The 20690-nt window shown below is 62.5% G+C and carries 18 protein-coding genes; 5 read left to right on the forward strand and 13 right to left on the reverse strand.

All coding sequences use genetic code 11. The features are described from left to right. Nucleotides 1–52: 52 nt before the first annotated feature. From ACODTZ_RS10075 to ACODTZ_RS10090, 4 genes are all read right to left on the reverse strand, one after another. Nucleotides 53–1288, reverse strand: a complete 1236-nt coding sequence (locus ACODTZ_RS10075; protein ID WP_489025470.1) for a L,D-transpeptidase family protein — start codon at nt 1286–1288, stop codon at nt 53–55. A gap of 95 nt (nt 1289–1383) precedes the next feature. Then, nucleotides 1384–2673, reverse strand: coding sequence for a DNA polymerase IV (locus tag ACODTZ_RS10080; RefSeq protein ID WP_489025471.1), 1290 nt, complete (start codon nt 2671–2673; stop codon nt 1384–1386). Nucleotides 2674–2743: 70 nt separating this feature from the next. Beyond that, nucleotides 2744–3412 carry a hypothetical protein gene (locus tag ACODTZ_RS10085; RefSeq protein WP_489025472.1) on the reverse strand — a complete coding sequence of 223 codons (669 nt, stop codon included), beginning with the start codon at nt 3410–3412 and terminating at the stop codon, nt 2744–2746. A gap of 2 nt (nt 3413–3414) precedes the next feature. Further along, nucleotides 3415–3723 (reverse strand): DUF3572 domain-containing protein, encoded by a 309-nt coding sequence (locus ACODTZ_RS10090; RefSeq protein WP_489025473.1) that lies wholly within the window; start codon nt 3721–3723, stop codon nt 3415–3417. A gap of 135 nt (nt 3724–3858) precedes the next feature. On the opposite strand from ACODTZ_RS10090, the gene ACODTZ_RS10095 reads away from it, so the two are divergent. Continuing rightward, nucleotides 3859–4230: a response regulator gene (locus tag ACODTZ_RS10095; RefSeq protein WP_018900184.1), complete on the forward strand. Its 372-nt coding sequence runs from the start codon at nt 3859–3861 to the stop codon at nt 4228–4230. An 18-nt stretch (nt 4231–4248) separates the two neighbouring features. Then, nucleotides 4249–5616 (forward strand): PleD family two-component system response regulator, encoded by a 1368-nt coding sequence (locus ACODTZ_RS10100; protein ID WP_489025474.1) that lies wholly within the window; start codon nt 4249–4251, stop codon nt 5614–5616. A 737-nt stretch (nt 5617–6353) separates the two neighbouring features. On the opposite strand, the gene rpmG is transcribed toward ACODTZ_RS10100, so the two are convergent. The 5 genes from rpmG to topA all read right to left on the reverse strand — a co-directional run bounded on the left by rpmG (nt 6354) and on the right by topA (nt 13626). Continuing rightward, nucleotides 6354–6521 carry a 50S ribosomal protein L33 gene (gene rpmG, locus ACODTZ_RS10105; RefSeq protein ID WP_018900182.1) on the reverse strand — a complete coding sequence of 56 codons (168 nt, stop codon included), beginning with the start codon at nt 6519–6521 and terminating at the stop codon, nt 6354–6356. Between the two features lie 93 nt (nt 6522–6614). Then, the gene (locus tag ACODTZ_RS10110) at nt 6615–7799 is read right to left on the reverse strand and encodes an MFS transporter (RefSeq protein ID WP_047510008.1); all 1185 of its coding nucleotides are present in this window, start codon (nt 7797–7799) and stop codon (nt 6615–6617) included. A 279-nt stretch (nt 7800–8078) separates the two neighbouring features. Beyond that, nucleotides 8079–8540, reverse strand: coding sequence for a DUF983 domain-containing protein (locus ACODTZ_RS10115; RefSeq protein WP_489025475.1), 462 nt, complete (start codon nt 8538–8540; stop codon nt 8079–8081). A 32-nt stretch (nt 8541–8572) separates the two neighbouring features. After that, on the reverse strand, nt 8573–10942 hold the full coding sequence (gene rnr / locus ACODTZ_RS10120; RefSeq protein WP_047510009.1) for a ribonuclease R: 2370 nt from the start codon (nt 10940–10942) through the stop codon (nt 8573–8575). After that, the gene (gene topA / locus ACODTZ_RS10125; protein WP_489025476.1) at nt 10939–13626 is read right to left on the reverse strand and encodes a type I DNA topoisomerase; all 2688 of its coding nucleotides are present in this window, start codon (nt 13624–13626) and stop codon (nt 10939–10941) included. The genes rnr and topA overlap by 4 nt, the downstream gene beginning before the upstream one ends. Before the next feature lie 257 nt (nt 13627–13883). Here topA and ACODTZ_RS10130 point away from each other — a divergent pair, with 257 nt between their 5' ends. Continuing rightward, nucleotides 13884–14063, forward strand: coding sequence for a hypothetical protein (locus ACODTZ_RS10130; RefSeq protein ID WP_018900176.1), 180 nt, complete (start codon nt 13884–13886; stop codon nt 14061–14063). Between the two features lie 38 nt (nt 14064–14101). Here the strand turns inward: ACODTZ_RS10130 and dprA are convergent, their stop codons facing one another. Genes dprA through ACODTZ_RS10150 form a run of 4 tightly spaced genes read right to left on the reverse strand, consistent with a single transcriptional unit; the run spans nt 14102 to nt 18137 of the window. After that, nucleotides 14102–15250 carry a DNA-processing protein DprA gene (gene dprA / locus ACODTZ_RS10135; protein ID WP_489025477.1) on the reverse strand — a complete coding sequence of 383 codons (1149 nt, stop codon included), beginning with the start codon at nt 15248–15250 and terminating at the stop codon, nt 14102–14104. Between the two features lie 5 nt (nt 15251–15255). Continuing rightward, the gene (gene plsY / locus ACODTZ_RS10140; protein ID WP_113010761.1) at nt 15256–15876 is read right to left on the reverse strand and encodes a glycerol-3-phosphate 1-O-acyltransferase PlsY; all 621 of its coding nucleotides are present in this window, start codon (nt 15874–15876) and stop codon (nt 15256–15258) included. An 18-nt stretch (nt 15877–15894) separates the two neighbouring features. Further along, on the reverse strand, nt 15895–17184 hold the full coding sequence (locus ACODTZ_RS10145; protein WP_489025479.1) for a dihydroorotase: 1290 nt from the start codon (nt 17182–17184) through the stop codon (nt 15895–15897). Then, complete coding sequence (locus tag ACODTZ_RS10150) at nt 17181–18137, reverse strand: aspartate carbamoyltransferase catalytic subunit (RefSeq protein ID WP_112533659.1); 957 nt, start codon at nt 18135–18137, stop codon at nt 17181–17183. Before ACODTZ_RS10150 ends, ACODTZ_RS10145 begins: the two co-directional genes overlap by 4 nt. Before the next feature lie 176 nt (nt 18138–18313). On the opposite strand from ACODTZ_RS10150, the gene ACODTZ_RS10155 reads away from it, so the two are divergent. Both ACODTZ_RS10155 and ACODTZ_RS10160 read left to right on the forward strand, forming a co-directional pair. Further along, on the forward strand, nt 18314–19963 hold the full coding sequence (locus ACODTZ_RS10155) for an acyl-CoA dehydrogenase family protein (protein ID WP_112941525.1): 1650 nt from the start codon (nt 18314–18316) through the stop codon (nt 19961–19963). Further along, nucleotides 19963–20583, forward strand: coding sequence for a GNAT family N-acetyltransferase (locus tag ACODTZ_RS10160; RefSeq protein ID WP_489025482.1), 621 nt, complete (start codon nt 19963–19965; stop codon nt 20581–20583). Before ACODTZ_RS10155 ends, ACODTZ_RS10160 begins: the two co-directional genes overlap by 1 nt. Nucleotides 20584–20690: the final 107 nt, after the last annotated feature.

The raw sequence follows: 20690 nt of genomic DNA on the forward strand, positions 1-20690 counted from the left end.
CATCCGACTCCGTTTGAGCCAACAGAATGCTTCAATCTAACCAGGAAAGGCTCTAGCCGCGCGTCAGCGTGATGAAGTCGGTGCCCTGACCGGTCTCCGGGCCGACGCCGGTGTCGGAGATCGTCAGTGTCGATCCCGGCGTCAGCATGGAGTCGATCCGTTGCCTGGTGTCATCGGGAATGGTGATCCGGCCGAGCGCGTTCAGGATCGGCGTGCCCGAGATGATCGAGCTTTCCATGGTGCTGATGCCCAGTCGCTTCATCGTCTGGCTGGTTAAGGTGTTGGGCAGCGTCACGCCCAGCCACTCGGTGGTGCCGTCTTCGAAATTCACCTCGTGCGCGCTGAAGAAATGGGTCCCGAGCGCCAGTTCCGGTTGGGCGATCGTCACCGGCGCCTCGAACACCTGCTGGAATCCCTGCCGCACCATGATCACGCCATTCGGGGGGGCACCCTTGCCGGCAGCGCTATAGACCGCGCGCAAGAGATCGTCACTGATGAGTGACTTGGCGGCGTCGGGGTTCATTGGATGTTGCTTCTTGAACTCGCCGATCGCCTGTACCGTCGCCGGCCCGAGATAACCATCGGCGTTGCCGACGGCAAATCCAAGCTCGGCGAGATAGGTCTGCAGGTCGATGATCGTCTCGCGCTGCGCCCGGCGGGTGATCAGGATCTTCACCGGCTGGTCGTTGACGGGCGCCACGATCGGCTGCACCTGCAACCGCGGCATCGCCACCTCGTTCATCGCCACCTGCACCGGTAGCGAGCCGATTGCCGGCCGGAGCTCGACATCGGATAGCAGTGGCGCCGGAGCCGGCGCGTGCGGGCTGAACAGCATCGGATGGTCGACCGGCTCCGGCGCAAGCTGTGCGTCGGTGATGATCACGGGCACGCCCATCTCGGTCATCTTGTAGAGCTGTTTCGCGAATGCGTCGGGCATGCGCACGCAGCCGTGCGAGGCGGGATAGCGTGGCACGGAGTTCGACTGGTGGAGCGCGATGCCCGACCATGTCAGCCGCTGCATGAACGGCATCGGCGCGCCCGAATAGATGTTTGACTCGTGGTAGGTCTGCTTCTCGATCACCGAGAAGATGCCACTCGGCGTGGTGTGGCCGGATTTCCCGCTCGATATCTTCGATGTCGCGATGACATCGGCGCCGTCATAGACGGCCAGCGATTGCTTGCTCTTTGAAACGAAGATCTGCAGCGCCCGCGCGTCCGTGGCGAACGCGGGGTGCACGAGGGCGGTGGCCGACAGCAAGCCGAGCCCGAAGACGAGACGCGAGAACATTTGAACCCAACCGATACGCAATACTACGGGCCGGAGGGTAATGCTCGAAACTTAAGGAAGATTTGAAATGCTCGGCTGTGAGCAGGGCTCACATATTATTGATTGCGCTTGCTTCCGAACGTATAGCCGGTCTCGACCGTGCCCTTTCCGAACTTGTCGCGCAGCTTGTCCATCGCGGCTTCGGCCGCCGCACGTCGCCCGGATTGAACGTCGATCAGGTCGGGCGGATCGGCCCGCGTCGGGTCGCAAAGGTCGGTCACGCCGATGCCGATCAGTCGGAACTTGGTTCCGTCGGTTTCTTTCTGCAGCAGTTCGATGCCGGTGCGGAAAATACGATCGGCAAGCTGCGTCGGGTCCTCCAGCTTGCGGTTGCGCGTGCGCGATTTGAAGTCCGCCGTCTTCATCTTCAGAACGACGGTGTGGCCGGCGATGTCGCCTTTCTTCAGCCGCCAGGCGACCTTCTCGGAGAGATTGCGCAGCACCGGAACGAGCTCCTCATAGCGAGAAATGTCGTCGAAGAAGGTCGTCTCGGCCGAAACGCTCTTGGCCGGATCGTTGAGGTGCACATCGCGGTCATCGATCCCGCGCGACAGCCGCGACAGCCGCTGCCCCATGGTGCCATAGCGGCGCATCAGGTCGGTCTCGTCCATGGTCTGCAACTGGCCGATGGTGCGGATTCCGTCGGCCTCGAGCGTCGCGGCGAAGGCCTTTCCCACGCCCCAGATCGTCGTCACCGGACGCGGCGCCAGAAACGAAACCGCCTCCTCGCGACCGATCACCGAGAACCCGCGCGGCTTCTGCAGATCGGAGGCCACCTTGGCCAGAAACTTGCAGTAGGAGAGCCCGATCGAAACGGTGATGCCGATCTCCTTCTCGACGCGGCGGGCGAACTTCGCCAGCGTGCGCGCCGGCGGGTCGTTGTGCAGCCGCTCCGTGCCGCCAAGCTCCAGAAACGCCTCGTCGATCGACAGCGGCTGAACGAGCGGTGTCAACTCCTGCATCATCGCCCGCACCTCGCGGCCGACCTTGACGTATTTCTCCATGTTGGGAGGGATCACCACCGCCTGCGGGCAGGCTTCCAGCGCCTTGAACATAGGCATGGCCGAGCGCACGCCGTAGATCCGCGCGACATAGCAGGCCGTCGACACCACGCCCCGCTTTCCGCCGCCGATGATGACGGGCTTGTCGGCCAGCTCGGGATTGTCGCGTTTCTCCACCGAGGCGTAGAAGGCATCGCAGTCGATATGTGCGAGCGTCAGGCCGTAGAGCTCGTCGTGGCGCACGAGGCGAGGGCTGCCGCAGGCAGCACAGCGTCGCCCCTCCGCCTTCTGCTCGGCAAGGCAGTCGCGACAGAAGCCGGGTGTCTTGGCAGGATTGGCGGTCATCGACGGGAACAAAGGTTGAACATCGCGACATTACGCTCTAAGTTCCAGAGTCTCAAGAGGATGTCGGCGCTTATGCGCTGGTTTTACCCAGCGTCGTCATGGTCGAGAAATGCCGCCGCATCAGCTCGGCCGCATGCGTCCAATCGGACGCCTGTACGATTGTGCCGGTGGGCGGCGGCGCGAATGGCTTGAAATCGGCATTCGCCATCATGTTGAGCAGCAGGCAATCCGGCACATGGTCGGCAACGGAAAGGAGGTTGCGTTGGATATCGTCGATAAAGGCGACGGGCAGCTCCCGGCGGTCATGCAGCGCAGCCACGATCGGCCCTTTGGGCTGTTCCGAGGCGATCATGTCGAAGCAGAGATCGAACCGATCGAGAAGCTTGCGGCGCACCTCGTGGTGACGCGGCGGCATTGCCGTGAGAAACACGATGTCGGCATCGGCGGCCAGCGCATGCAGCGTCTCGACGGCACGCTCCGCCGGCTCCTGCCACAGGTCCTGGGTCTCGAAGAATATCTCGTGGAAGCGGTCGAATTCGTCTCGGTCCATCTCCGCCCCATCGAGCAGCGACACGATATTGCCATGCAGCCGAAACGAGCGCGGCAGGAGGTCGTAATCGTGCGAGCGCAGGAAGCGGGTGAGGGGCGAGAGAAATTCCAGCACCACCTCATCGATGTCGCAGACGATCAGCGGGCGATCACCGAGGCGCACCTGAGAGGGATCGGTGACCACGCTCATGATCAATACTCGCCCGAGCCGAGGCCGGCCGGAGAGAAATGCTGCCAGGCTGCATTCAGCACCTCCGGCGGCGTCCCGCTTGCCTGGCAGAACGCCAGCGCCGTCGGCTCATGCTGCATCAGGAAGTCCATCATGCCGGAAAGGAAGCCTGGATCGTTCACCGCGTTCCTCACCTGCGCCGGCTCGACGCCAGTCAGCGCCAGGAATCGGTCAAACAGATCAGGTTCGTTTGCGAGCCAGGCGAGAACTGCGATGGCCGTCTCTTGCGGGTCGGCGGCGCGTTGCTTTGAAGTCTTGAAGTTGCTCTGCATTTCTTGCGGTAAATTACCTATTTTTCAACCAAATACCGATAGCGTGCCGCAATCGGTTTCATGGCGGCCGGTGCGCCAGCGGGTTCATTCTCGCCAGGCGAAACGGTTTTCATGACGGACTTAGGATCGCGTTCGATGCCCAAACAAGTGATGATTGTAGAGGATAACGAGCTCAACATGAAGCTCTTTCGCGACCTCATAGAGGCGTCCGGCTACAGGACCATCCAGACCCGCAACGGTATGGAAGCGCTGGATCTTGCCCGCAAGCATCGCCCCGATCTGATCCTCATGGACATCCAGCTTCCTGAAGTTTCCGGGCTCGAAGTCACCAAGTGGCTGAAAGAGGACGACGAGCTCCACGTCATTCCCGTCATCGCCGTCACCGCCTTCGCGATGAAGGGTGACGAGGAACGCATTCGCCAGGGCGGCTGCGAGGCTTATGTCTCGAAGCCGATCTCCGTTCCGAAGTTCATCGAGACGATCAAGACCTACCTGGGCGACGCCTGATAGATCGGAAAGAAGCTTATGACCGCGCGCATTCTCGTCGTTGATGATATCCCGGCAAACGTGAAGCTGCTCGAAGCGCGGCTGATCGCCGAGTATTTCGACGTGCTGACGGCGGCCGACGGCTATCAGGCTCTGGCGATCTGCGAACGCAACCAGGTCGATCTCATCCTGCTCGATATCATGATGCCAGGCATGGACGGCTTTGAAGTCTGCGAGCGGCTGAAGTCCAACCCGAAGACATCGCATATTCCCGTCGTCATGGTCACCGCGCTCGATCAGCCGGCCGACCGCGTGCGTGGCCTGAAGGCCGGTGCCGATGACTTTCTGACCAAGCCGGTCAACGACCTGCAGCTGATCGCCCGCGTAAAGAGCCTGCTGCGCCTGAAGACGCTGAGCGACGAATTGCGCATCCGCGCCCAGACGGCGCACACGATGGGCATCGACGAATTGCTGCGCGCCGATCAGCGCGGCGAGGAGGGTGGCCAGATCATGCTCGTCGATGGCCGCGCCAATTCGCAGGAGCGGATCATCAAGGCGCTGAAGCCGATCGGCAATGTCTTTGCCATTTCGGATGCCCAGGCCGCTATCTTCGAAGCATCCGAAAATCCATTCGACCTCGTGATCGTCAATTCCAATATCGACGACTACGACCCGCTCAGGCTTTGCTCGCAGCTCCGCTCGCTGGAGCGCACCCGTTTCCTGCCGATCCTGATCATCACCGAGCAGGGCGATGACGAGATGGTGGTGCGTGCGCTCGATCTCGGCGTTAACGACTATATCGTTCGCCCCGTCGATCCGAACGAGCTGGTGGCCCGCAGCCTCACGCAGATCCGCCGCAAGAACTACAATGACCGCCTGCGCGCCAATGTGCAGCAGACGATCGAGCTTGCGGTCACCGATCCGCTGACGGGCCTGAGCAATCGCCGCTATCTCGACAATCATATCAGCACGCTGTTCAACCGCTCGATGGCGCGCGGTCGCCCGCTGTCGGTGCTGATCGCCGATATCGACCGCTTCAAGCAGATCAACGACACGCACGGCCATGATGCTGGCGACGATATCCTGCGCGAGTTCGCCAATCGCGTCCGCTCCACGGTTCGCGGCGCCGATCTCGCCTGCCGCTATGGCGGCGAGGAATTTGTCGTCGTCATGCCCGACACCTCACCGGAGATCGCAGCCTCCGTGGCCGAACGCCTGCGCGGTGTCATCGAAAGCGTACCCTTTGTGGTGAAGGGCACGGGCCAGGAACTGCAGGTGACGGCATCCTTCGGCATCGCCTCGCGCACGCCGCAGGTTATCACGCCGGGCCACCTGCTGAAGCAGGCCGACGTTGCGCTTTATGAAGCAAAGAACGGTGGTCGCAACCGAGTCGTTGCCGCTGCCTGATAATGGCATTGGCCGCTTGGCGCCAAAGAGCCGCAGCGCATTGATCATCCACAGAAAGTTGAACGGGGCCGATCCGGTCCTGTGTGCGGATTAGCCGCAAGTAGTAGTGCCGGGTTTTGACCTTGGCGCTGGCCGCGACGGCCGATCTACGTCAGCACAGACGCTGTCGGCCTCAGAAGAAAATGTGAGGCTTCGTCACGTTTCTTGATTTGATTGGCCGATTTTGATGGTTTTCAGGCGGTTTCGTCGGTCTGCAAGCGCGAAGACTACTGGCCTATATTGTCCGTCTATTCTTGATGTCGTATCTTATTCTAGCGCGGCGTGGCCGAAAATTACGCGAAACGGCGTCCCAAATCGGGACTTTTAACCATAAAATCAACCTAATAAATCTCATCATTAAGAATTTGTTGATTTTCTTTCATTTTCGCGCGAATGATCAATACATAGAAATAAGCACTCCCTATGCGGGGTGCGCCGATACCCCATGATGCTCAGGTCCGCCGCATCTCCTGGGTCGTGGGGTCGGTCGGTCGGCAAGCAACACTTGCGGTTCCTCGTGCCGCGTTGCCTGTTGGCCGACCCCCTTTCGTAAAACGCCGTCCTCTCCGTTGAAACGGGCAGGGCGGCGTTTTCATTTGGTGCTCTTTGATCGAGTTGGACGCGGGCCGTATCGCAGACAACAAAAAAGCGCGCAGCCTGGTGGCGCGCGCTTCTAAGCGGTCTACAGGATCAAGAAATTACTTGATCTTGGTTTCCTTGAACTCGACGTGCTTGCGAGCAATCGGGTCGTACTTGGTCTTCGTCATCTTGTCCGTCATCGTACGGCTGTTCTTCGTCGTGACGTAGAAAGAACCTGTGTCGGCTGTCGACAGCAGCTTGATCTTGATTGTTGTAGCCTTGGCCATGGTCGTCCTGCCTTTAATGAAATGAAAGCCGTTGGAATCCGTCTAGGCGCCTCGGCTAATTCTGGCGCGAAACTACGAATCTAGCTTGAAAAGTCAACCCCGCTTTCGAATGAAAAGCAGTCTGCCCGCCGAAAGCACTGCATAAACGCCGAAGAAGCCCGCAATCGCCCAGGCAAAGCCGTTGTTTCCGGCCACATCGATGGCCGCGCCGATGACTTGCGGACCCGCAACGGTACCGACGGCATAACAGAAGACGAAGGCGGCATTGGCGGCGGCAAGGTCCGAGCCGGTGAGGCGCGAGCCGAGATGGCTCAACCCGACGGTATAGAGCCCGGCCACGCAGCCACCCCAGAAGAGCAGAACGCCCGCCATCAGCAGCCAGCTGTGGGAGAGCACGGGCAGCATCAGCGAGCCGATCAGGCCCATGAAGGCCATGCCAGCGAGCAGGGGGCGCTTGTCCTTCATCTTGTCGGACAGCATGCCGACGGGGATCTGGAAGATCATGTTGCCGATCCCCATGACCGTCAGCAGCAGGGCGGCTTGAGTCTCGGTGAAGGCGGCGCGCACTGCGTAGATCGGAAACAGCGCCAGCCCGCCGGCTTCCACCGCGCCGAAGATGAAAACGGCCGCCGTGGCGCTAGGCACCAGGAAAACGTAGCGCATGAAATGCAGCTCCGGCTTCTCTTCGAGCACCGGGCTTTCATGGCGTGCGACAAAGATCGGTATGGCCGCCATCAAGATGGCGCAGGCGCCGACGGCGAAGGGCAGGATGCCATCACTGCCAAGAACCGAGAAGAGCAGGGGGCCCGCCGCGAAGCCGAGCGAGAGCACGGTCGCATAGATGCCGAGCACGAAGCCGCGTTTGGATGGCGGCGATGCGGCGTTGATCCAGAACTCGGAGAGAATGAAGAGCGTGGTCGTGGCCCCGTGAAAGGCGAAGCGCAGCGGGAACCACATCCAGAAGTCCTGCGCATAGTAGAAGCTCACGGCACTGATTGCCGAGACCACCACCGCCCAAAGCATCGTCTGCGCCACGCCATAGGCATGGGCGAGCTTCGTCGTGATCGGAGCGGCCACCATTGCCGCGACACCGGCCATCGCCGTATTGAGACCGATCAGGGTCGAGGGGATGCCACGCTTCTCAAGGATGATGCTCAGAAGCGGCAACCCCAGTCCGATCGCGATACCGACCGCTGAGATCGACGAAACGGCGGCTACCAGAGACGGCCAATGGATCTCTTCGACATCGCCCGGTGTGCCGTTTCGCGGCTGAGACATATATCCACCCCTACAGAACTGCTGCGCACAAACGCGACCCGAAAGCCACATCTGCCCCCATGGTCATACCAGCCTCAGATGACGGGCCAGACCCAGATGACGTGTGTGCTTTACTAGATGAACAAGGTTGGCTGCAATGATCTGATTGCGGTGGACGAGATTCAGTCAAATAAGCCTACCATCGCGCGCGTTGACATCGTGCCTGAAACAGGGTTCGCAGCACATCCGGCGCTGCTACACGCCAAATATGTCGTGATGGTGAAGGTTCAAGGAAAGTCTTCAGCCTCGATGCCGGCGGCCGGGGATTTCATACTGATCCTGCTCGTCGCTGTGCCCGCCGAAACCATGCATCTTCAGCGCCCATTGCAGCCCGATGACCCCGCCCTTGATCGGCTGGATGATCAGCAAGGTGGCGAGCAACGTCAGCGGCGTCCAGATGGCAAAGGTGAGCCACAGCGGCATCGGCCAGATCAGATCGGTCATCATGTAGCCGGCGATGATCACGTGGCCGACGATGACGATGGTGATGTAGGGGGGCAGGTCGTCGGCGCGGTGGTGGTGCATGGCTTCGCCACAGGCAGCGCAATTGTCCACCGGCTTCAGGTAGGCGCGGAACAGTTTGCCGCTGCCACAAGCCGGGCAACGGCCGAGAAGGCCGCGCTTGATCGATTGGCCGAGCGGGCGCTTGGCTTCGTCGACATCGCCGTATTGGATCGCCTGGCCGTCTGAGGTGGTCGTCATGACTGCACTTCCTTCCCGGCGTCCCAAAACGCCTATCGACGCCCTCTCGGGGGTCTTGTCCCGGCCTGCTTGCGTGCGCGGCTTGCGTCGCGTCGGCCGCCCTTGTGGAATGAACGCACGGCGGTGGGCATCTTGCGCCCCTCGCTCACCATCTCGAACCGAAGCGCGCCGGCCAGCGGAATGGCTTCCACCAGTTTGACCTTGACACTGTCTCCAAGGCGGTAGCCGAGGCCGGTTTTCTCACCGGACAATGCCTGATGCGCCTCATCATAGATGAAGTAGTCCATTCCCAGTGTAGATATAGGAATGAAGCCGTCCGCTCCATAGTCCGGCAGGGCGACAAATAGTCCCGATTTCGTCACACCTCCCACGCGTCCATCGAATTCCTCACCGATACGGCCGGCGAGATGATGGGCAATGAGGCGGTCGACTGTCTCGCGCTCGGCCGCCATGGCGCGACGTTCGAAGGTGGAGATCTCTGCCGCGATATCGTCGAGCGCCGCTTCCTCGTCCGGCGTGATCCCGCCTTCGCCGAAGCCGAGCGAGCCGACGAGCGCACGATGCACGATCAAATCGGCATAGCGGCGGATCGGCGAGGTGAAGTGCGCGTACTTCATCAGGTTCAGGCCGAAGTGTCCGATATTCTCGGGGCTGTAGATTGCCTGGCTCTGCGAACGCAGCACCATCTCGTTGACCATCGTCTGGTGCGGCGTGTCCTCGGCCTTGGCGAGGATGCCGTTGAAATTGTTGGCGCGCATGTTGCCGCCCTTGGCGAGCGAAATGCCGAGCGTCGCCAGGAACTCGCGCAGGATTTCCTGCTTGGAGAGCGACGGGCCGTCATGCACGCGGTAGATCAGCGGCTGTTTCTTCTTTTCCAGCGTCTCGGCGGCCGCAACGTTAGCCTGGATCATCATCTCTTCGATCAGCTTGTGCGCATCGAGACGCGGCGGCACGACGACGCGGTCTACGGTGCCGTCGGGCTTCAGCTGGATCTTGCGCTCGGGCATGTCGAGTTCCAGCGGCTGCCGGCGCTCACGGCCACGCTTCATCACCTCATAGGCATGCCACAGCGGCTTCAGGATCGGCTCCAGCAGCGGGCCGGCCTTGTCGTCGGGATTGCCGTCGATCGCCGCCTGTGCCTGCTGGTAGGAGAGCTTGGCGGCACTCTTCATCATCACGCGGTGGAAGGTATGCCCCGCCTTGCGGCCTTCCTTCGAGAAGGTCATGCGCACGGCCAGCGCCGGTCGGTCCTGTCCCTCGCGCAGCGAGCAGAGATCGTTCGATATCCGCTCCGGCAGCATGGGAACGACGCGGTCGGGGAAATAGACCGAGTTGCCGCGCTTCAGCGCCTCGCGGTCGAGCGGCGAGTTCGGGCGCACATAGTAGGAGACGTCGGCGATCGCCACGGTGACGATCACGCCGCCTTCGTTGTCGGGCGAGGGGTCGTGCTCGGCATAGACGGCGTCGTCATGGTCCTTGGCATCAGCCGGGTCGATGGTGATGAGCGGCACGTCGCGCCAGTCCTCGCGGTGCGACATGGTCGCGGGCTTGGCGTCATCCGCCTCGGCAACCACGGCCGGCGGGAAGATATAGGGGATGCCATGCGCATGGATGGCGATCATCGAGATCGCTTTTTCCGAGGCGACTGAGCCGACGATCGACAGAACCTTGGCGCGCGGCAGTCCGAAGCTGCGCAGGCGCGCGACTTCGACCTCGACGAGATCGCCGTCCTTGGCGTCGCCCTTGTCATCGGGGTCGATCAGCATTTCCTCGCCGCGCCGCTCGATCGGCAATAGCCGCCCGCCGCCGCCAGGCGCGTCCTTGAAGACGCCGAGCAGCGCGCCGCGGCGCTTGTCGAGGATCTTTATGATGCGTGCCGTATAGGCCGGACCGCCGCGATCGGTAGCGGCAAAAATCTTCGCGAGAATACGGTCGCCCATGCCGGCGACCGGCGCCTTGCCCTTGCCGTTGCGGCCGGCAGGCGAGGAGGACTGCCGGATGGAGACGGCAGGCGCCACACCCATCTCGTCCGACCATTCCGCCGGACGGCCGATCAGTCCGCCGTCCTTGTCGCGGGTGGTGATGTCGAGCACGGTGACCGGCGGCAGCGCGCCGGGGCGGATCAGCGACTTGCGCGTCTTCTGCAGCATGCCCTCCTGCTCGAGATCGCGCAGCAGGTGTTTGAGCTCGACGCGGCTGTCACCTTTCAGCCCGAAGGCCTTGGCGAGCTCGCGCTTGGATGCTTTCTGCGGGTGATCGGCGATGAAGCGCAGGATCACTTCGCGCGAGGGAAGCGCGCCGTGCTGGATGTTGAGTGGCTCGACGGCGGGCGCCCTGCTGGAGCGTCCCGTCTTGTCGGGACGCTTGCCCATGCCCTTTGGTTCCCGCGGAATTCTGGTCACTCTTCGCTCTTTTTCTTCTTTGCGGGTGCCGTAGCTTTCTTGGCGGGCGCTTTGGCTTTTGCCTTCGGCTTGGCGGCTGCCTTTGCAGGCTTCTCGTCATCGCTCGCCGCAGCCTTGGCCTTCGCTTTCGGCTTCGCCTTGCTCTTGGCCGCCGGCGCCTTGCCGGCCTTGGCAGTGATCAGGGCCACAGCTTCCTCGACGGTCAGCGCCTGCGGATCTGTGCCCTTGGGCAGCGTCGCGTTGACCTTGCCCCAATTGACATAGGGGCCGTATTTGCCGTCGCGCACGGTGATTGCGCCGCCGCCATCGGGATGCTCGCCGAGCTCCTTCAGGGCAGCCGCTGCCGTGCGCCCCCGTCCGCCGGGACCCTTCGCGGCCTTCTCGGCGATCACGGTGACCGCGCGGTTGAGGCCGATGCTGAAGACGTCCTCTACGGTCTCGAGATTGGCGTAACCGCCATCATGCAGCAGGAACGGTCCATAACGGCCGATGCCGGCCGAAATCATCTTGCCGGATTCCGGATGCTTGCCGATATCACGCGGTAGCGAAATCAGCGCCATCGCCTTTTCGTAGTCGATATCCTCGGGCTTCCAGCCCTTCGGCAGCGAGGAGCGCTTGGCCTCCTTGCCGTCGCCACGCTGGACGTAAGGTCCGAAGCGGCCGGAGCGCAGCGTCAGTTCTTCGCCGGTGACGGGATCGGTGCCGAGCGCCTTCGGCTCGTTCAGCGCAGCACCCTCTGCCTCCGCGCCGCCTTCAGAAGAAAGCTGGCGCGTGTAATTGCACTCGGGATAGTTCGAGCAGCCGACGAAGGCGCCGTACTTGCCGAGCTTCAGCGACAGGTTGCCCGTACCGCAGACCTGGCAGATCCGGGGATCGCTGCCGTCCTCGCGCTTCGGAAACACCAGCGGCGCCAGGGATTCGTTCAGCGAATCAAGAACGTTGGTGACGCGCAGTTCCTTGGTGTCTTCGATCTGCGCGAAGAAATCCTTCCAGAAGTCGCGTAGTACCTGCTTCCAGTTCAGCTCGCCGGCCGAAATCCGGTCCAGCTTCTCTTCGAGATCAGCCGTGAAGTCGTACTCGACATACTTGGTGAAGAAGCCTTCGAGGAAGGCCGTCACCAGCCGGCCCTTGGAATGCGGGATCAGCTTGCGCTTGTCGATGATCACATATTCGCGGTCGCGAAGGGTCGCGAGCGTCGCGGCGTAGGTGGACGGGCGGCCGATGCCGAGTTCTTCCATCTTCTTGATCAGCGACGCTTCCGAATAGCGCGGCGGCGGCTCGGTGAAGTGCTGGCTCGAGTTGATCTTCTGCTTGGCGAGGTTTTCGCTCGCATTGATCTCCGGCAGGCGACCGTCCTCGTCACCGTCGTCGCTCTGCTCGCCGTCTTCCTTCTGGTCCGTATAGGCGGCGATGAAGCCGTCGAAGCGGATGACGGAGCCGACTGCGCGCAGTCCGGCCTTCTCGCCGTTGTTGTCGGCGATGATCTCGGCTGTCGTGCGCTCGATCTCGGCTGATGCCATCTGGCTGGCGATACCGCGCTTCCAGATCAGGTCGTAGAGCTTGATCTGGTCGGCGTCGAGATACTGGCGAACCTTGTCCGGCGAGCGGTTGAAGTCCGTCGGGCGGATGGCTTCGTGCGCTTCCTGGGCGTTCTTCGCCTTGGTGGAATAGAAGCGTGCCTTCTCCGGCAGGTAGCGCTGGCCGAACTGGTCGACGATGGCGCCACGTGCCGCGTCGATCGCTTCTGGCGCCATCTGCACGCCGTCGGTACGCATATAGGTGATCAGACCGACCGTCTCGCCGCCGATGTCGAAGCCTTCATAGAGCTTCTGCGCCACCTGCATGGTGCGCGATGCCGAGAAGCCGAGCTTGGAGGAAGCGGCCTGCTGCAGCGTGGAGGTTGTGAATGGTGGTCCCGGGTTGCGCTTGACGGGCTTCGCCTCGACGGTATCGACGACATAGGACGCGCCTTCGAGCAGCGCCTTCAGCTTGCCGGCCTCGTCGCCATTGCCGATCGATCGCGCCTGCAACCGCTTGCCATTCGCCGCAACCAGCTTTGCCTCGAACTCGTCACCGCGCGGTGTCTTCAGCAGCGCCGAGATGTTCCAATATTCCTCGGAGACGAAACGCTCGATCTCGGATTCGCGGTCGCAGACCAGTCGCAGCGCCACAGACTGCACGCGTCCCGCCGAGCGGGCGCCAGGCAGCTTGCGCCAGAGCACCGGCGAAAGATTGAAGCCGACGAGATAGTCGAGAGCGCGGCGCGCCAGATAGGCGTCGACCAGCGGCACGTCGATATCGCGCGGCTCGGCCATCGCGTCGAGCACGGCCTTCTTGGTGATCGCGTTGAAGACCACGCGCTTGACGGTCTTGCCGCCGAGCACGCGCTTCTTGTTCAGCATATCGAGCACATGCCAGGAGATCGCTTCGCCTTCGCGATCAGGGTCGGTTGCGAGGAACAGGCCGTCGGAGGACTTCACCGCGTCGGCGATGTCCTTCATACGCTTGGCCGAGGCCCCATCGACCTCCCACAGCATTTCGAAATCCTGGTCGGGCAGCACGGAGCCGTCCTTGGCGGGGAGATCGCGGACGTGGCCAAAGGAGGCGAGCACCTTGTATCCGGGTCCCAGATACTTGTTGATCGTCTTGGCCTTCGAGGGCGATTCCACCACTACAACATTCATGATGATTCTCTAAAAATGGATGCCAGCCGGCCTATATCAGGGCAGAGGACCTGCCGTGTCACGGTCGCCGGTTCTCCGACATGGACAGGGAATTCGTTTCGGTCAAGTGTTTTGAATGCATTTTTACGTATTGCAACGTGTTGCAACCAAAAGACGATATACTGTATATTGCAATTTCTGATTATTGCGATATCGTTTTTCGCGTGTAGTTCAGGCTGCGACGATCAACCCTTCCCAATTGGGGCGCGAGTGCTTTCATGACGGCTAAGTACGCAAAGAAGGATACCGGCCGATCCGGCTCCCGCGAGAACATTGCCTTCATCCGCCAGATGCTCGCCGAGTTGCGTCAGGTGGCTGAAAAGGAAAAGGCCGACATGCTCTGCTATCTGATCGAGATGGCATATGTCGAAGCTGGCGATCTCCAGGCTCGTATGTAATTGGCTGGCCCGGATGTAACTCGCCCATATGTAAGTCGTCACACCTCCATTGCAATGGACACCATCCCGCCGGGGTGCCGGTGCAGCCGCCCGGCGATGTCGAGCTCCAGCAGCACGAGATAGACCGCCGACGCGCTGAGCCCCGTATGCCGGATGATATCGTCGATCTCCACGGGTGTCGGCCCGAGCGCGTCGACGATACGCGCCCTGTCGGTCTCGTCAGGCGGCAGCAGCGACGATCCGCCGCCGCGTTCCGGCTCCTCGGCAAGCGGTGCCGCAAACAGGTCGAGCTGCGATAGCGGCGCAAGCGCGCTGATCACGTCGTCGGGCGCGGTAACGATCATCGCGCCATCCTTCAGCAACCCATTGGTGCCGTGGCAGCGTGGATCGAGCGGCGAGCCGGGAACCGCGAAGACCAGCCTGCCGAACTCGCCGGCGAGCCGTGCCGTGATCAGTGAGCCCGATCGTGTCGCCGCTTCCACCACCACCGTCCCAAGCGAAATCCCGGCGATCAGTCTGTTGCGTCTCGGAAAGTCACGCGCCCGCGGCTCCCAGCCGAACGGCATCTCGCTGACGGCGAGGCCGTTGCCGTTCCAGATTTCCTCGAGCAGTCCGGCGTTCTCGGGAGGGTAGGGCTGGTCCAGCCCGCCGGCCATGGCGGCGATCGTGCCGGTGTCGAGGCTGGCGCGATGGGCTGCGGTATCGATGCCGCGCGCAAGGCCGGAGATAACAGCATAGCCGACACGTCCACACTCTCTCGCGATCATCGCAGCGAACTTCGCGCCTGATATCGAGGCATTGCGCGAGCCGACGATGCCGACGGCAGGCTGGGCGGTCGCCGCGAGATTGCCTTTCACCGCGAGCAGAGGCGGCGCCCCGTCGATCTGCTTCAGCGCCTGCGGATATTCCGGCTCACCGATGCCGACAAAGCGCGCGCCAAACCTGTGCGCCGCATCGAGCTCCTTCAGCGCTTCGCTCTCGGTGGCGATCCGGATCGCGCGTGTCGCGCCGCCACGCGCCGAAAGACCGGGCAGAGCGGCGAGTGCTGCTTCCGCAGAACCGAAATGATTGATGAGATCGCGAAAGGTGGCTGGGCCGACATTGTCGGAGCGGATGAGACGCAACCAGGCAATCCTTTGCCTGTCCGTCAGCGCAATTCCTTTTGGCCTTGCGCTGCGTGCGTCCATCTATCCTATCCCTTTGCCCCGATCTTGCTTTCAGTGCCGCTGATGAGGCGGCTGATATTGGCCTTGTGCTTCCAGTAGGAGATCACGGTCATGATCGCCATGATCGCTGCAACCTTCTCTGCACCCAGTATCCACAATGCAACCGGAATGACAAGCATTGCAACCAGTGCGGAAAGAGAAGAATAGCGCGTCAGGAAGGCAACCCCCAGCCAGACCGCCGCAAAGCCAAGAACCATCAGCGGTGCGACGCCAAGCAACGTGCCGATATAGGTCGCGACGCCCTTGCCGCCCTTGAAGCCGATCCAAACAGGGAAGAGGTGGCCGATGAAGGCGAAGAAGCCGGCGATGACGGCGGCTTCCGGGCCGAAGAAGTAGGAGACGATCCACGCCGCCGCCGATGCCTTCAGCGCATCGAGCAGCAGCGTCGCCGCCGCCAGCTTCTTGTTGCCGGTTCGAAGAACATTGGTCGCGCCGATATTGCCCGAGCCGATGCTGCGCACATCACCGAGCCCGGCAGCGCGCGTCAAAATCAGCCCGAACGGAATGGAGCCCAGCAGATAGCCGATGGCGGCGGCCGCCAGCGCGATTTGCCAGGTGATCTGCCACGTCATGAGATCAGCGCCCATGTTCCCCCACTTGTCTTCTTATAATGTATGGACGCACTGGCCGGCGACGTAGGTCGCGACCGCGCGTCCGCTGAAGCGCGCGTCTTCGAACGGCGTGTTCTTCGAGCGCGAGAGAAGCATGTCCTTGGCGACAATCCAAGGCTCTTCGAGATCGATCAGCACGATATCCGCCTTGACGCCGGGCTTCAGCGTACCGGCATCAAGACCGAAGATCTGCGCCGGCCGCGTCGACATGGCATCGATCAGGCGCATCAGCGTCACATGCCCGCTGTGGTGCAGGCGAAGGGCTGCCGCGAGCATGGTCTCGAGCCCGACGGCACCGTCGGCAGCCTCGCCGAAGGGGAGGCGCTTGGTGTCGACGTCCTGCGGGTCGTGTGAGGAAACGATGATATCGATCGCCCCGCGCGCCAGCGCATCCACCATCGCTACGCGATCGTCTTCCGAGCGCAGTGGCGGATAAAGCTTGAAGAAGGTGCGGTACTCGCCGATGTCGTTTTCGTTGAGCGCCAGATTGTTGATCGAGATGCCGCAGGTGACAGTCGCGCCACGGCTCTTCGCCAATTCGATCGCCTCGACGGATTCGGGCACCGAGATCATCGCCGCGTGGTATTTGCCGCGCGTCAGCTTGGCGATGCGCAGGTCCCGCTCCAGCGGGATCAGTTCGGTCTCGCGCGGAATGCCGCTGAGGCCGAGCCAGCTTGCGAACAGCCCCTCGTTCATGACGCCGCCTGCGGCCAGATGCTGGTCGCGCGTTTCGCAGGAGATCACAGCGCCGAATTCGCGCGCATAGGTCATCACTCGGCGCAGAACCTGCGCGTCGTGGATGCTGGAGCGGCCGTCGGTGAAGGCCACCGCGCCCGCTTCCATCAGCATGCCGATCTCGCTCATCTCTTCGCCGGCGAGACCCTTGGTGATCGCCGCTGCCGGATAGACATTGACCAGCGCCTTGTCGCGCGCGGTCTTCTTCACGAACTCCACCAGCGCGATGTCGTCGATCACGGGATCGGTATCGGGCATCATGATGATCGAGGTCACGCCGCCCGCGGCAGCGGCCCGGCTGGCCGATTCGATCGTCTCGCGATGCTCGGCTCCAGGTTCGCCGATATGGACGCGCGCATCCACGAGACCGGGCGCCGCGACAAGTCCATTGCAGTCGCGCACCGTGGCACCTGCGGGCACAGCTTCGTTCAGCGCGTCCTTGCCGGAAGCGACGATCACGCCGTCCTTGACGACGATCGCGCCGACCTCGTCGAGATTGCGCGATGGGTCGATGATGCGAACGTTCTTGAGGACGATCGAGTTGCTCATGCGCCGGCTCCTTCGCTGCGGGGACCCTGGTTCTGCGAGATCAGCAGCGTTTCCATGACAGCCATGCGTACGGCGACACCCATCTCGACCTGTTCGGCGATCACGCTCTGCGGCCCGTCCGCGACCTCGGAGGCGATTTCCACCCCGCGGTTCATCGGCCCCGGATGCATGACCAGCGCATCCTCCTTCGCCGCCTTCAGCGTTTCCGCGTCGAGCCCGTAGAAATGGAAGTATTCGCGCACCGACGGCACGAAGGCGCCGGACATCCGCTCGCGCTGCAGCCGGAGCATCATGACGACGTCGGCGTCCTTCAGCCCTTCCTTCATCGAGTGGAAGACCTCGACACCCATGTCGGCGATCCCCGCCGGAAGCAGCGTGGCCGGCGCCACGACGCGAACCCTGGCACCCATGGCGTTGAGGAGCAGGATGTTGGAGCGCGCCACGCGCGAGTGCAGAACGTCACCGCAGATGGCGACGATGATACGTGACAGCTTGCCCTTGGCGCGGCGGATCGTCAGCGCGTCGAGCAGCGCCTGCGTCGGATGCTCGTGCTGGCCGTCGCCGGCATTCACCACCGCGCAGGAAACCTTCTGCGCGAGAAGCGCTGCGGCGCCTGCGCTCGAGTGCCGGATAACCAGCACGTCGGGGCGCATCGCGTTCAGCGTCATCGCCGTGTCGATCAGCGTTTCGCCCTTCTTCACCGAGGAATTTCCCACCGACATATTCATCACGTCCGCGCCGAGGCGCTTGCCGGCGAGCTCGAAGGAAGCCTGCGTGCGGGTGGATGCTTCGAAAAACAGATTGATCTGCGTCAGTCCCCTAAGGGTCGACGTCTTTTTCTCTCGCTGTCGACTGATCTTGACGGCCTCGTCGGCCTTGTCGAGGAGAAAGGTGATATCCTGCTCTGTGAGCCCTTTGATACCGATGAGGTGGCGGTGGGGAAAGAAGACCATGAACCTGCCTCTATGCTGTCGTCAGCGGCTCTATAAAGAGTGCGTGCGGCGGCGGCAAGCATGCGCTGTGGGCAAACCGCGCTCTCCCCCTGCAATTTTGTCGCAATTGGGCTAAAGCAGGAGAAGTGTCCAACTTCCGGTTTCCCTTTGCCCGCCTCATACTCTAGAAGCGATTCATGACATCCGCTGAAGAAAAACTCGCCGAACTCAACCAGCCGAGCCTGTGGTCCGGCATCAACGCCTACAGGTCCGATCCGCTGATCGTCGACCTCACTGGTGCGTTGCCACGTGGCATTCGCGATGATCTCGACAATATGGGCCGCTATGTCACCTCGCCGGAAGCGCAGGAGCTGGCGCGCATGGCAAACCAGGGTGTGCCGCAGCTGCGCACCCATGGCCCGCGTGGTGAGCGGCTCGATGTCGTGGAATTTCACCCGGCCTGGCACGCGCTGATGCGCCGCTCCATGTCCGTTGGTCTTCACTCGTCCGTCTGGGACCCGCAGGCCGATGCCGAGGCGAAGGACCAGGCGCACAAGATCCGTGCCGCTCGCTTCTATCTGTCGTCTCAGCTCGAGACAGGCCATCTCTGCCCGATCACCATGACGAGCGCGTCCGTCGCCGCTCTCTCCGCATCTCCCGCCGTCCAAAAGGACTGGGCGCCGAGGATCCTGTCGCGCAAATACGATTCGGCCAACAAGCCGGCTATGCAGAAGTCCGCCGTGACCATCGGCATGGGCATGACCGAAAAGCAGGGCGGCACCGATGTCCGCTCCAACACGACCTCGGCCGAAAAGGTCAGCGAGGGTATCTACCGCCTGTCGGGCCACAAGTGGTTCATGTCGGCACCGATGAGCGACGCCTTCATCATGCTGGCACAGACCAAGGAGGGCATGGGCTGCTTCCTGGTGCCGCGCCTGCTCGAGGACGGATCGGCCAACGGCCTGCAGTTCCAGCGCCTCAAGGACAAGGTCGGCAACCGCTCGAACGCCTCGTCCGAGGTCGAGTTCAGCGATACCTTCGGCTTCCTGCTGGGCGGTCCGGATGCCGGTGTGCGCACCATCCTCGACATGGTCACGCTGACGCGCCTCGATTGCGCGCTGGCTTCGTCTGGCATCATGCGCGCCTCGCTGGCCGAAGCCGTGCACCACACACGTGGCCGCAGCGTCTTCGGCAAGATGCTGGTCAGCCAGCCGATCATGACCCGCGTGCTTGCGGATATGGCGCTCGACGTCGCCGCCGCGACCGCACTCTCCTTCCGTCTCGCCGACGCCTTCGACCGCGCGCGCGGCAGCGCCGAAGAGGCCGCCTACGCCCGCGTCATGACGCCGGTCGCCAAATACTGGTGCTGCAAGATCGCGCCCGCGCTCATCTATGAAGCGATGGAGTGCATTGGCGGCAGCGGCTATATCGAGGAACGCCCGATCGCCCGTCACTACCGCGAAGCACCCGTCAATGCGATCTGGGAAGGCTCGGGCAACGTCATGGCGCTCGATGTCTTGCGTATCCTGAACCGCGGCAAGGATCTCTTCGAGACCGTATTTGCAGGGCTTGCGCGGGATCTCGGTCCGGCCGGCAAGAAAACCATCGACGTGCTCCGTGCCGCCATGGCGCTCTGCGAGCGCGACGAGGGCGCCGCCCGCCTGCTCGTCGAGCAGCTGGCGCTCGCGGCGGGTGCCGCCGAACTCTATCGTCTGGGGGCAGGGCGCATCGCCGATGCCTTCATCGAAACCCGTCTCGCCGGCGGCTGGCGCTCCACCTACGGCATGCTCGATAGCCGCTTCGACGCCAGCTACATCGTCGATCTCCTCTATCCGCCGGCGTCCTGATGACGACAACGCTGCGCCAAGCCCGGCTCGACGATCTCGATCAGATCTACAACATCTCGCTGGTTACCGGCGACGCGGGCAAGGACGCGACGTTGCTGCATGGTGACGGCAAGCTCATCGGCCACATCTATTCCGCGCCCTACGTGACGCTGAGCCCGGAAACCTCTTTCGTGGCCGAGGATGCCGAAGGCGTCGCCGGCTACATCGTCGGTGTCTACGATACGCTGGCCTTTCAAGCCCAACTCGAACGCGACTGGTGGCCGGCGCTGCGCAGCGCCTATCCGGACCCGCAAGGCGATCCCGATCTCTGGAATGCCGACGAGAAACGCATCGCCGCGATCCATCATCCGTCGTCGGCGCCATCAGCCATCATCGAGGCCTTCCCGGCGCATATCCATATGAACCTGCTGTCGCGTCTGCGCGGGCAGGGGATGGGAACGAAGCTGCTCAACATGTGGCTCTCGCAGGCGAGAGACGCCGGCGTGAAATCCGTGCATCTCGGCGCCAGCGCAACGAATGCCAATGGCATCGGCTTCTGGGGTTCACGTGGCTTCACGCGCCTCGGACCGCCGCTCGTCGAACCATCCGAGCGCACCGTCTGGTTCGGCCAGACGCTCTGATCGATGTCGCCGCTCGGCGACATTGCGCTACTCGGCGAGAATGGCCTGAAAACAATCCACAAGCTTTCAAGGGGTTCGCCGTTGCCGGTTGGGGGCGGTGTTGTTAC

Source organism: Rhizobium sp. FG113 (genome assembly GCF_057809895.1).

Excerpts from the sequence above, each read along its gene's own strand:
- ACODTZ_RS10075 (WP_489025470.1), bottom strand. The coding sequence starts at position 1,288 with ATGTTCTCGCGTCTCGTCTTCGGGCTCGGCTTGCTGTCGGCCACCGCC.
- ACODTZ_RS10080 (WP_489025471.1), bottom strand. The coding sequence starts at position 2,673 with ATGACCGCCAATCCTGCCAAGACACCCGGCTTCTGTCGCGACTGCCTT.
- ACODTZ_RS10085 (WP_489025472.1), bottom strand. The coding sequence starts at position 3,412 with ATGAGCGTGGTCACCGATCCCTCTCAGGTGCGCCTCGGTGATCGCCCG.
- ACODTZ_RS10090 (WP_489025473.1), bottom strand. The coding sequence starts at position 3,723 with ATGCAGAGCAACTTCAAGACTTCAAAGCAACGCGCCGCCGACCCGCAA.
- ACODTZ_RS10095 (WP_018900184.1), top strand. The coding sequence starts at position 3,859 with ATGCCCAAACAAGTGATGATTGTAGAGGATAACGAGCTCAACATGAAG.
- ACODTZ_RS10100 (WP_489025474.1), top strand. The coding sequence starts at position 4,249 with ATGACCGCGCGCATTCTCGTCGTTGATGATATCCCGGCAAACGTGAAG.
- rpmG (WP_018900182.1), bottom strand. The coding sequence starts at position 6,521 with ATGGCCAAGGCTACAACAATCAAGATCAAGCTGCTGTCGACAGCCGAC.
- ACODTZ_RS10110 (WP_047510008.1), bottom strand. The coding sequence starts at position 7,799 with ATGTCTCAGCCGCGAAACGGCACACCGGGCGATGTCGAAGAGATCCAT.
- ACODTZ_RS10115 (WP_489025475.1), bottom strand. The coding sequence starts at position 8,540 with ATGACGACCACCTCAGACGGCCAGGCGATCCAATACGGCGATGTCGAC.
- topA (WP_489025476.1), bottom strand. The coding sequence starts at position 13,626 with ATGAATGTTGTAGTGGTGGAATCGCCCTCGAAGGCCAAGACGATCAAC.
- ACODTZ_RS10130 (WP_018900176.1), top strand. The coding sequence starts at position 13,884 with ATGACGGCTAAGTACGCAAAGAAGGATACCGGCCGATCCGGCTCCCGC.
- dprA (WP_489025477.1), bottom strand. The coding sequence starts at position 15,250 with ATGGACGCACGCAGCGCAAGGCCAAAAGGAATTGCGCTGACGGACAGG.
- plsY (WP_113010761.1), bottom strand. The coding sequence starts at position 15,876 with ATGGGCGCTGATCTCATGACGTGGCAGATCACCTGGCAAATCGCGCTG.
- ACODTZ_RS10145 (WP_489025479.1), bottom strand. The coding sequence starts at position 17,184 with ATGAGCAACTCGATCGTCCTCAAGAACGTTCGCATCATCGACCCATCG.
- ACODTZ_RS10150 (WP_112533659.1), bottom strand. The coding sequence starts at position 18,137 with ATGGTCTTCTTTCCCCACCGCCACCTCATCGGTATCAAAGGGCTCACA.
- ACODTZ_RS10155 (WP_112941525.1), top strand. The coding sequence starts at position 18,314 with ATGACATCCGCTGAAGAAAAACTCGCCGAACTCAACCAGCCGAGCCTG.
- ACODTZ_RS10160 (WP_489025482.1), top strand. The coding sequence starts at position 19,963 with ATGACGACAACGCTGCGCCAAGCCCGGCTCGACGATCTCGATCAGATC.